This is a genomic window from Pseudomonas sp. B20(2017) (assembly GCF_002113125.1).
Taxonomy (GTDB): domain Bacteria; phylum Pseudomonadota; class Gammaproteobacteria; order Pseudomonadales; family Pseudomonadaceae; genus Aquipseudomonas.
In genome coordinates, this window is the sequence record NZ_NEJP01000003.1 from 401,607 (window position 1) to 414,240 (window position 12,634).

The 12,634-nt window shown below is 65.0% G+C and carries 1 protein-coding gene; it reads right to left on the minus strand.

Features of this window, described 5'->3' with window-relative positions:
- Positions 1-3: 3 nt before the first annotated feature.
- Positions 4-12,504, minus strand: coding sequence for a filamentous hemagglutinin family protein (locus CAF63_RS06950; protein WP_085683942.1), 12,501 nt, complete (start codon positions 12,502-12,504; stop codon positions 4-6).
- Between the last annotated feature and the right edge of the window lie 130 nt (positions 12,505-12,634).

Here is a 12,634-nt window from a genome sequence, read left to right on the forward strand (position 1 = left end):
CCTTTACAACGTCAGCTGCCCCCGCTCCTCTTCGGTCAGCTGCTGTTTCGCCTGTTCATCCAGCGCCCCGGCACCCAGCACCTGCACCGGGCTGTTGGGGTTGTAGCCCGGTGTCGGTGTGCGGCTGGCGCCGTCGCGGGTCGGGGCCAGTTGTTCGTTGCCGAAGCTGAGTACCTGCACAGTGAACACCGAGGCCTGGTTCTGGCGCGTCGCGGCTTGCTGCTGACGGGCGACGTCTTCCGCCGCCTGGGTGGCCGACGAAGCAGCGGAACTGGCGGAGGTGATCGCCCCGGTGTTGACCGCCGAGACCACCGGCACGCCGGTCGCCTTGCCCTGCACCGAAATGTTGGCGGCGTTGACCACCGTCAGCGCGGCGATGTTGACGTTGCCCGAGACGCGAATCCCCGCCTCGCCCGCATCGATGGTGCCTAGCGGCGCGATCAGGTCGATGTCCCCCGGCGCCACTTCGGCAATCGGGTTGAGCGTAGCGATACCGGCACCGGTGCTCGGCACCGATGGCGACAGCGTCACGTTGCCCCAGGTGTCGTACACGCGTTTCGGCGGGGTGTAGACCACGGTGGTTTTCGAGCCACGACCGGCGTTGATGTCGCCCTCGGCGGACCAGCCGAGAATCGAACCACCGAAGGTGGTCATGATCCGGCTCTGCCCCAGCAGAATGCTGCCTTGGGAATAGAGCTGAATGTTGCCCGAACCCTGGGTGATGATCCCCGCCGTCGAGGGCGGCGCCGCGCCTTCGATGCCGAACACCTGGCCACCGCCGGGTGTGAGCATCTGGATATCGCCGCCGAACAGCGTCTTGACCCCGGCGCCTCCGTAAAGAGTGATGTCGCCGTCATAACGGATCGGGTTGCCGGCCACATCGGTGGTCGGAAAAAGCGCAGCGATAGCATTACGACCGCGCAAGTAACTGCCTTTGCGTGGACCATCGACATCGTTGTATTCCAGGCCACCGGCACGCAATTCGGCGAAGTACACCTGACGGGCGAAGATCGCTTGCTCAACACTTGGCAACGCGGCGAAGAAGGTTTGCGCCTGTTCGGCGTTGCCGCTGAAGCCGTAGCCGAGGGTCAGCCAGCTCTGCAACTCGTCGAGGTAGTTTTTCACCACTTTGCCCGGTTGTGCGGCAAGGGACAGATTCGCGTCAGCGAGATTGTCCCGGTTCAGATAGCGGGCGATGAAACGTCCGTAATCCGCACCTTGTGCACCGATGCCAGCCTGCAACACCACGCTGGCACCGGTCCGACCATCGCCCTGCACAATCGGCCCGAGGCTGGTGATGCTCGCGCGATCTTCCATAAGGATATTGCGCCCGGCATTGACGTCGAGCAGGCCGGGACCGGCAATGTCGAAGCTGCTGTAGAGAATGTCGCGCCCCGCCGAGACCCGCGAAACATCACGCGCACCGTTATGGACAAACAGGTTGCCCGAAGAGGCAATGGTATCGGAGCTCCAGCCCAGTTCCGACGGCGCAGCAGTCGGTTTGCCGAGGTCGGTGCCGGCCGCGACGATATCGCGCCCGGCCAGCATCCACACCGGGGCAGCCGCGACATACCAGGTGCGCAGTGAGTTGCTGAAGCGCAAGGTTTCACCGCTGCGTACGCCGACCAGATCGCCGGTCAATGCGTAAAAACGTGCCGGTGCCTGCACACCGCTGGTGCCCGAATACGTGTCGGCGCCGAACGCAAACAACGGATAACGCAGGTTCTGACTCGGTGCCACGCCATCAACGCTGTAATTGCTCAGGAGCGACTTGCTGCTGCCGTATTGTGCATAACCGCTGAACGCCGGCGCGAACGGCGTGGCGATGGCTGCCCGGCTTGCGCCGGACTGATCGATGGCATAGCCGCCGGCGTAAATCGAGTCGCCGGCGAGCATTTCCAGTTGGCCAGCGGCTGAAGGTGCCAGCACCAGCGAATAAGCCGGTGCAGCAGGAAACGCGCTGGTGACAGACGCCGCTGACGTGCCGGCATAGATCGAACCCTGAGCGGCCACGGCACGCAAGATTGACGGATAGACAAAGCGCAAGTCACTCGGCGAGCTGTTGCGATTCGTCAACGGCCCTGCCGTGCTGGTCTCGGCCAATTGGGTGCTTGGGGTCAGATTGCCCCCGGCTGAAAACAGATCGATAGCGGTGTGATCGGTCCACAGCGAGAAGCCCGCCAGCCCGCCACCGCCATGCACGACGCCAGCGGCATCGGTGAACGGCGTGCTGTTTTGCAGACGCACGCGCCCCGGGTCCGCCGCGCCACCGAGCACCAGATCGCCACGCGTGCTCAGACGCATGCCAGAGTCACCGGGGATCAAGACCAGACCACCGGAGGCAATGCCCAGGGTCGAGGTGAACGGATCGAAGGCCCGGGTTTCGCGCGCATCCTGCAACGCCGGTGCCGCACCGTATTGCAGATTGATTGCGCCGAGCGCCCCGCCCGACAACTGCGCCGCGCCGCGCAGGTTGATCAAGGCGCCCTGCAAGTCATGGTTCGGTGAGGCGTTGCCACTGCGCCCGACGCTCGCTTGCAGCGACGGGTTGAGCGAGCCACCGATGCGGATGTCCATGTCGCCACCGCCGGTCAATTGCAGGCTGCCGTCGCTGCCAACCCGTCCGGTGCTGCCGACCGCGACGATCAAGCCCTGGCTGCGCGGGTTCAACCCGCTGTCGCCCAATGGCCGAAGCATGCCGCCGTCGCCGCCGGCGCGCAGGCTGACGTTGCCGCCGCCCAACGCACCAAAACCGGTGAAGCCGACCAGATAAGGGCCGCTGTCGGTGCCTTGATCCGGCAGGGGTTGGGTTGCATAGCTGCCAAAGTTGATCCACCAGGCGGCCGGCACATCACTGTTGCCGGTGCCCTGGCGCCAGAGCCAGTTGCCCACCGAGACGCTGGCAACTTGCTCGCGAAGCTTGGCCAGGGGGTTGAGGCCTCGACGACCCACGGCGTCGCCGGACACCGAGCCGCCGGCATTGATCGTCAGGTTGCCGCCTCCCTGCGGATACCAGGCCTGATACAGGCTGTCGCTACCGCCATTGACCCATTTTTCGTAATCGGCGCCCTGGCTCCCCAGCACCGAACCGTTGTCGGTCAAGGTGCCACGGCGCAGGTTGTAGCGCGGATCGACGTCGTTCGATTGGGTGCCGGCGGTGTAGACCCCGAATGCCGAATCCATGCTCAGGTTGCCGGCTGCCAACAGGTCGAGATCGCCGGTGCCGGTGCGCAACACGCTGAACATCTGCGAGTGGGTCGTGGTGCTGATCCCGCCCTTGTTCGGCGCACAGGAAAACGGGTCCGCATCACACCACCACAGGTCGGCGTCGAGCACCGGAGTGCCCGCCGGCATCCCGGCAATGTTGCCCTCAGCCCAGAGGAATTTGGCCGGCGCCAGGCAGGCGCCGGGGAACACGTCACACAGATACAGTTCATCATCGCTGACCACCGTGCCTTCCGGATAACCCATCGGGTTGCCGTCGACCCAGGTCGTGTCGAGTTTTTTCTCGGTCACTTTCAAGCCGTAGTGGGTATCGGCCAGGCGCAGGTTGCCGTCGCTGGTCAGCGGTTTCAGCGCACGGCTGTCAGCGGCATCCAGATCGGAGCCGGCCACCAGACGCATCGACCACGACGTACTGCCCGCCGGCAACATGCTCGCCACGGCCCAGTTACGACCCTGCTGAGTGGTGTTGGTGTAACCGCGCAGTTCAATGAAAGCCGTACCGTCGGCCAGCACCACGTCCGTCATCGAGGGGATCAGCGAACCGCGCAGCAGCGCCAGCGCACTGCTCAACTTGACCCCTACAATCACGTTATCCGCACCGAGCGTGCCCGGCAGCGGCACGCCTTTGGGCCAGCTCATGGCCTGCAGCGCGGTGGCAGTCTCCAGACGGGTTCCGGCGCCCAGGCGACTGCCGATCGGCAAGGTCACGTTCTGTGTGAGCAGCGTACCGGCGGCGTACAGCAAATTGCCCGCCGAATCGTGGATGGCGGCGGACAATACGCTGCCGGCATTCAAGGTGTATTCACCGGCCAGCACCGCCTGGGTTGGCAACAACGTGCCGCTGGCGAAGGTGGCCGCCTGGATCGGCAAGTCGTAGTTCAAGGTCGTGCCGCTCGGGAACAGCGTCCCCTCGGCCAGCGTCACGCCGCTGCCCGGCACGATCAGATCGCCACCGAACGGCTGCACGCCCGGCAGCAGTTTCCAGCCGGCGTCATCCACGGTTTCCGGCGGCGGCGCGAAACCGTCGTTGATACTGCCGTAGATATCGAGGTTGCCGCCGGCACGCATCACCAGACTTGCCGACTCACCGGAGCCATACAACGCAGTTTTCTGCGTGTGCGGGTTGAGGCTCGCGTAGCGATAGCGCGACAGGTCGATATCGCCTTCGACCAGCAGATCGCCGTCGGCGGTCTTGCTGGCGATTTCCACGCCCGGGCGCAGATGGAAGGCATCGCGGTAGGTCGCGTTGTTCAACCCCGCCAGTTTGCGTTGCAGCAGGTCACTGTTGCCCAGTGCCGCGTTGATGAAGGCGTCGCTGTCGCCATGAATCCGATCGAACAGCGCCTGATCGATCACCTGATACGGCCGGCCGCTCGCTGCCGGATCAACGCCGTCGCGGGCATCCGTGTAGCGGCGCACGGCGTTGAGGCCAATGGAGCGCGCGCCTTGAATACTCAGTGCGCCATTTGTATCGATCGCAATATCACCGGCGCCCAGACGCGGCGCGTTCAGCTCCAGGGTGCCCCGTGCGCGACCATCGTTTTGTCCGGGCAGACTGCCCAACGCGGCATCGGTGCCGTGGCGCAGATCGATCCTCGCGCCGGAGGCCAGCGTCAGCACCCCGGCCCCGGAATCGAGCTCGACCATCGCCCGGTTCGGCGCATCGATGATCTTGCCGTAGCTGTCGACCCGCAGCACACGACCGTGAGCGTCGAGCACCGAACTGCCGCCCAGGGTCAAACCGTTTTTGCCGGACAGACGAATGCTGCCGACCCGCTCGCCACTGGCGTCGATGGTGCCGGCCACGCTCAGGTGACCATTGTCGAGCGAGACATTGACCTCGCCGGCGCGCAGGCCATCGCCGATCAACAGATCGCCCTGTTTGAACTGGAAACTGCGGCTGCCGAACACCTGGCCGTCGTTCAGGCGCTGGTTGAGTGCGGCGAATTGTTGATTCAGATCACCACCCAGTTGCTGCGCACGAATCTCCACGCCCCCGGCCTTGTACGGCACCCAAGTGCCGCCGGCATCGTAATGACCGCTGCTGGCGCCGAGGATCCGGCCTTGCAGATCGACCACCCCGGCGCCCGCCGCCAGCGCCACTGCGCTGAGATTGCCGGCCTGATTGTTCTGCGCCGACAGGTCGATGCGCGAGCCGGCCGCCTGACGGATATTGCCGCTGTTGCTGAAGAGCGACACGTCGCCGCCCCAGCTGTATTTGTTGACGTCGTTGAACGGCAAGGTACGCCCCGCCAGATCCAGCCGGGAATTGCCGGTCAGGCTCAGGTCGTTCTCGGCCTTGACCACCAGTTTGCCGCTGGCCAGCGCGATCCGGCTGTCGAGGACGACATTGCGGGCATCAAGGGTCAGTTCCGCGCCCAGCGCATCGGCTGCCGCGCCGGTAGCGCTGCCGGTCAGGGTCAGGTTATTGCCCGCCTTGAGTGCGTTGACCGAGGCGGCTTCACCGGTCAGCAACGGCGTGCGCAGCGTGAGGTTGCCGCCGCTGTAGGCGTAACCCTTCACCGGGTCGTACACGCCCTGCTCCTGATACACCGCAAGACGGCCCTTGTGGTTGGCGGTGATGTGCTCGCTGGCGCTGAGGTTGACGTTGGCAAAACCCAGCGCCAGACGGTCATTCTGATCCAGGCCGCTGGGCTGCGGATTCGGCCCGTAGCCGAATTCGATGCGCTGCGCCTCGATCTGCAGGGTGCCGCGTCCGGTGCCCGCGCCACCGCTGACCAATGCTCCCGGCGCCTGGGTGGCACCGTTCCAGATCAGGTTGGCAGTACGCAAGGTGGCTACGTCGTCGCTGCCGCCCTGGCCGTAGATCGCCGGGGTCGTCAGGATCAGATTCTGCAGTTTGCTCTGGCCGGTTTGCGGATCCAGCGTGTCGAGTGTGGTGGTGCCAAAGAAGTTGAACGAGTCGCGAGCGGTCAGGTTCAGCGACTCCAGGGCGGGTGCCCCGAACCGGGTGTCGCCCTGCAGCAAACGGTTGAGCACGTTCTGGCTCAGGGTCAGACCGACTGGCACCCGGCCCGCCGCATCGCTCAGGGCCTGTGTATTGCCGACATTGACCGCGCCGACCGCCAGGGTCAGATGGCGGGTGCCGAAACGCACCGCCTCATCGAGTTCAAAGTGGTTGTCGGTGGCGGCGCTGATACTGCCGTTGGAATACAGGATCGCCGGGTTGCTGCACGGCGCCAGCGTGCAAGTGCCGATATGGATACTGCCGGCACCGGTACGGTCGACGGCTTTCTCTGGTGCCAGCACATTGTTCCAGCCATTGGAAACCAGCAACAGACTGGCCTGTCCCGGCTGATAGACAAAGCCGTCGGTGGAGTCGAACGAGACCTCGCCGCGCCCCAGAGTGTTGATCCCTGCCCCCGCCTCGACGGTGATGCCGCCACCGATGTTATGGGTGCGCAGCAGCACTTCCGGCGCCGAGAGGATCGCCCCCTCACGCAAGAAGATGTCGTTGCCCGAGCCGCCACTGGTGAAGGTCACGATATTACCGCCGGCGCCGTAGTCCACGGTCGGCGCAGCGCCGATGGCCAGACGTCCGGCATTCAGCCGATTGAGGCTGTCGGCGTAAAGTGAGACACCACGAAAACCCGGCGTCGGCTCATGGCCGGCGCCCAGCACTTCGAGAATGCCCGAAGACGGATCGCGCACAACGGCCGTGCCCGTCACGCCGCCCTCGGCGGGCTTGAACAGCACCTGGCCGTTGAAATCCAGGGCAATGGCATGTTCTTCACCATGTTGCAGGTTCAGCTCGAGGGTTTTGCCATCCATCGGTGCCAGTGCGCGTGGTACTCCCCGCCGCACCGCGTCGCTGGTGATGAACTGGCTGTAGCTCGTTTCGTTGTATTGCGAATAGCGGCGCAGTACATCGGCTGACGTCAGCGTCAGCGTGCTCGGCAGACTGTCACGCACACCGGTATTGGCAATCGACATCCGACCGCTGCTGGCCCATGAACCATTGCGCATTTGCAGCGCGCCACCCATGGCCGCCGGCGCCGCCTGGCCGTTGACCTCGACCCGGAACGCCCCAGGCAGCAAGGCAAACGTCGAAGGCAGCAAGGTATAGGTGCCGGCTGGCAAACCCGGCACGCCCGCACCGATCGTGACCTGTTGACCGATGTGCGGATCGACCGCGCCAGCCTCGGCGACCAACGGGGCATAGACACTCTGATTGCCCGGCAAGATTGCGTAGACCGGATTGCTCGCAAGGCCCGGCAGGCTGAACGTGCCGTCAGCGGCATTGCGCACCAGCGGGTTGTAGCGGGCATCGGTGGAGCCGCCACGCCCGGAGATGAAACCGGCGCCGCGCAAATCGCCCCCGCCCGACAGGTCAATCACCGCGCCTTGCGCGACATCCAGATACTGCGACTGCACGGCCACCCCGGTCGTGGCGCCGACGATGCCCCTCAACAGCACCGGACTGCCGTTATAGCGGTAGTCGATGCCGTCAGTCGTGCCGCCGTAAGGCATGACCAGTCCGGCGGCGCTGACTGACGTGAGACTGCCGGGCAACAACGCAACCTCGCGGGTCTGCACCGACTTGCTGCTCTCACCCAGAGTGATCAGGCCGAGCGGTGCCCGCACCACCCCGCCTTGCTCAATGTGGCTGGCGGCGAGGATCAACTCGCCGAACACCGAGTAAGGCAATGCCGTCGGCGCGCCGCCCTGAGCGAAAATGCGCAAGGTGCCGTCGCCCGGATCGGTCTGCTGCTGGAAGCCGGCGCGCACCCGGGCGTGGATCCCGCTCACTGGATAAATCTGCGCGGCGCCAAGATTCAAGTCACCCGCCGTCCACAGGTCGGCATAGGTTTGCGTGGTAGAGCCGATGAACCGCAGGTCGCCCTGACTGGCCAGCGTGACGTCGGCGAAGCTGCGGCGACCGACCTCAAGGACCGGCGCATTGAGTTGCAGGATATTGCCCTTGGTGCCGAACGACAGGCTGTTACCGATATCCAGCAGGTTGGCGCTGGCGGTGAACTGCGCCGCCGAGATATCGGGCGTCGGCGCGTGCATGACCCGAGGCCGGATAAAGGCGCTGGAGTCGTAATACGCGCCCGGACCCAGCAACCGCAGGTAAGGCGCAGACAGATTGATCTGTGCATTACCGCTCGAACCTTCGGCCAGGGAAATCGCGCCGGCATACAGGCTCAGGCTCTGATTCAGATGCAGGTTGACGTCGCCATCGAACGAAACCAGGCCATTGCTCAGCAGCCCCAGATGATCGAAGCCGCCGGCCATCAAGGCATCGGCGCTCAGCCGGGCACTGCCGTAAGTCAGCATGGGCGCGGCTTCGCCTGGCTCAAGGCCGGCCGCCAGGGTGGTCTTGCCGGCACCCTGGCCGATGATGATTTCCCGTGGTCGACGGACCTCGTTGCTGGCGGTGTTGAGGCGGTACAGCGGCGTTTCCAGGGCGATGTCCAGCCGCCCGCCGCCAGCGCCGGCACCACCGGCTGCGGCACGCAGGTCGCCGTCGATGAACAGGCCGTTGTAGGAACTCAGGGAAATACGCCCGCCGTCGGTGGCAACCGTGGTCGGGCCCTGCCCGGCAATGTCCAGCACCGCCTGGGTGCCCGAAGCGTCAAGCCGCGCGCCCTGGCGCACGATCACATAAGCGTCGGCCGAAGTTGCCGTGGCTTTCTTCGAATCGATTTCACCGCCAATGATGATGCTGCCGCCCTTGCCGACCTGGCCGTACACCCTACCCAAGGCATCGACCGCCGTGGCGGCGCGCCCCGCCACATCGAGCACCGCGTGCTCACCGATCCAGATTGAGCGGTTGTGCGCCTGTATCGGCGCTTCCTGCTGGCTCTGAGCCGGGTCAATGCTGCCGAACTGCTGCTGGCGGATATCAATTGTGCCGCCCCAGGCCTGCAGCGTACCGTCAACAGTGATCTGCCCTGCCCCGCGCAGGTTGATACGTTGCCCGGGATCGACGCTCAGGCGTGAACCCGTGCCGAGGGTCAGCGTGGCGTTGCCGGGATCGATCAGCCCCACGAGGCTTGGACCGGCCTGCAGCGACAGGCTGGCGCCGGCACGTTGGGTCAACAGCGCTTTGGTCGGGTTCTCTTGGAATAACGTCGGTGTCCATAACTCCAGCGCCGTGCGCGGATCGCCGCCACTGACCTGGTTCGCAGCATCGTCGGTAAAACGGTAGACCGGCGTGGTCACATCAATCTGCGTTTCACGGGCCACTTCGAGGCCATTCAAGCCAATCACGCTGTAGGCCGAAAAACCTTTACTGAACAGGCTCGGCGCCAGTTGCAGCGTCGACTTCGCCCGCGCTTCATCAGCCGCGCCGATCATCACCTTGTTGGCTTGCACCAACAACGTACCGCCGCCTGTCACGCCGTAACCGCGCAGCTCGCCATCCAAGGTGAGTTGCGAAGTGCCGGCGGCACTGTTGGCTGCCGACTCCAGCGTGACGCTGCCGCCCTTGGCGCCACGGGTCTTGCCGTTGGCCAGGATCGCCGCGCCGGAAGACACATCGAGCAGGCTGCCGCTCTGGACATCGATATCGCCGCTGCTGCGGATCGAAATCGACCCTCCGTCCAGCCAGGCCAGACTGGCCGCGTCGTCGGAGTTGGTGCGTTGATTGGTCCACAGCCCGCGAGTATCGAGTTGCACGCCCTGGGCCACAGTGACCCGTTCCGGATGGCCAGCGGCCGGGGTGATTCGGGTGTCGGTGACGCTGCTGGTCTGCAACTGATTGAGCACGTTGCCCAGACGAATACTGCCGCCACGGGCACTCAGGTCGGCATTGACCTGGACATCCGGCCCGTACAGGGTGATCTCGCCACCGGCATCGACCTGCAACGCGGCGTCCAGAGTAATGCGATCCTTGGCCGCGACCTTCAACGCCCCGAGCCTGAAGCCGTTCAGCTGCCCGGCGTCGAGGAACAGTTTGCCCTTGCGCGCGTCGGAGACTGCCGTCAGCAGATCCCGGTCAGCGCCCGCGAGCTTCTGTTCGCCACCGATCTGCACCTGATCGAGCAAAGGATTCAGCCCGTACAGCAAGCCGCCGGCCGCCGCCACATAGGCCGGATCATAGCTGCCGACGATCAGTTGGGCCCGACGCGCCAGCGCGGTCTGGCTCTGTGCATAACCGTCCAGAGGCGCGCGCGGCGCCTGGGTCTGGCGCTCACCCTGATACACCTCGCCGAGCAACTGCCCGTCGAGCACCGCATTGGTCGTGCCGATCACCAGTTGCCCGGCATCGCGGCCCACGGTGTAGCCGGACTCCTGGCGCGATCGCGGGGCAATCAACGAGCTGTAGTAATAACGGGTCTGGCCCCAGCGTTCGCTGCTGTCCTCATAACCTTTGTACAGGCCGCTGTAGAGCATGTCCCCCGGTGCCCGCGAGACTTCGTACAAGCGCCCGTCGGCGCCACGCAGCCAGCTCTGGCGGATCTCGCCGCTCTGCACATCGAGCGTGCCGCCAGACAGATTGATCAACGAGCCTTTCTCGGTGACCACATCGTTGCCGGCAAAACTCACCGCGCCCCCCTGGGCCATCCATTCGCCGATGCTGTGGCCCTGAGTGCCGAGATAGCCGCCGACCTCAAGCAAGCCACCGGCGGTGTACCAGCGATCCGTCGCATAGCCGTTGGTGCCCGCCGGCACATACACCAGCTCACGCACATCGACCCACACGTCATTGCTGTTGAGCGCACCTTTTTCGCGGTTGACCGACGCGTCGCGCTGCTCATTGCCCTGGACGTTGATTTTGATGTTGTTGGCTTCCATCGCGACTTTCACGCCGATGGCCCCGGACACATCGATCAGCGCCCCGTCGCGCACCAGACTGCGCCGCCCTGCCGCCACGGCCACCTGGCCGCCGGTGGCGAGGGTGATCGAGCCATTCTGGAACTCGACACTGCCACCGCTCTGAATCTCGATGCGCGACTGGTCGCTGCGCACCTTGTTGTTGGGGCCGACGCCGGTCAGCGCGGCTTTTTGTTGGCTGTCGAGTGCGGTCAGATCACTGCTGTCGAGCATGATCGCCGTGGCACTGCCCTGCCCCAGCGTGACACTGCCGCTGGTATCGGTCGCCGGGTTGAGCAGGTGAAGGGTACCGCGCGTGGCCACCGAAGTACTGGCCAGCAGCACGCCGTTCTGCACGACTTCGTGGCCGGTCAGGGTGATGTCGCCGGTGGCGGCCTGGATCAAGCCGTTGTTGCTGACCTTGCCGGCACTGCTGCCACTTTTGAAGCCAGGAATCACTTCGCTGCCGAAGGTCGTGGAAAACCCGTTGCCTTCGGTGCCCGAGCCTTTGCGGATGTAGAAGCGGTCACCGGCACCGAGCACGGTCTGGCCCTTGGCGGTGCTGATGCTGCCGTCGTTCTGCACTTCGCTGCCGAGCAATAGCGCATAGCCGCCGGCATCGGTGGACGTCGCGGGGCCGGCGGTCTGGATCGATGCGCCGCGCTCGACCAGCACCTTGCCGGCAGCGTCGGTGAAGGTCGGCTGGCTGCCACTGCTGTCAAAATACAGTCCGCGGTCACGGAACTGAATGTCGGTGATGTTCGCCGCGGCGGCCACCAGGTTGCGCACGTTGACCTGGCTGCTGCCGCTGAACACGATGCCGTTGCGGTTGATCAGCATCACCGTGCCGTCGCCCTTGATCTGGCCCTGGATCTGGCTCGGGCGCGCGGCCGGATCGTTGACCCGGTTGAGCACCGCCCAATTGGCCTGCTGGGCGAATTCCACAGTGGTGTTGCGCCCGACGTTGAAGGTTTCCCAATTGAGAATCGCCTTGTCGGCGGTCTGCTCGATGCGCACGTTGGTCTTGCCGTCGGCCTGGGTCTGCTGAGGGCCTTTGGCGTTCTGCCAGCCTTGCGCAAGGCTGTTATCGACCTGCAGACCGCCGGCGCCCAGACCGTCCGGCACCACCTGCACCGAACCCAGCGCCGCTGCGCGCCCGGCCGCCTGCGCAGCCTGTTGCGCGGCAATCGCCGCGACCGTGTTGTTCAAGGTCTGTATCGAACGCTGTAGCTGTTGGTTGGCCCGTTGCTGCTGCGCCAGCGGCGGGGTCATGCCCGGCAAACCACCGCTGCTCGGGCGGGCCGCCGCCGCTTGCTGCGCAGCGCCCTTGGCGGCGAACCAATTCGAACTGAACGCCGTCTGCGCCTGCGCACCGCCTGCCACCAGACACAACGCCACGGCCTGGGCCAATGGCTTGAGCAGCCACAGCGCCGGGTCTATGGCATCACGTTTTAACGACTGAACGCGGGTACGGCGACGGGATGGGCGAGCAAGCATCACTACGAGTCCTTTTGATTGCCGCAGGTCGGCGACAACCTGCTCTTACGACATAGGCGGTTGGCGAGGGACGCGACCGAACCGATGTCACACAAACTTCATGAATGAGGTGTAACTGCCCGCCCCGGCC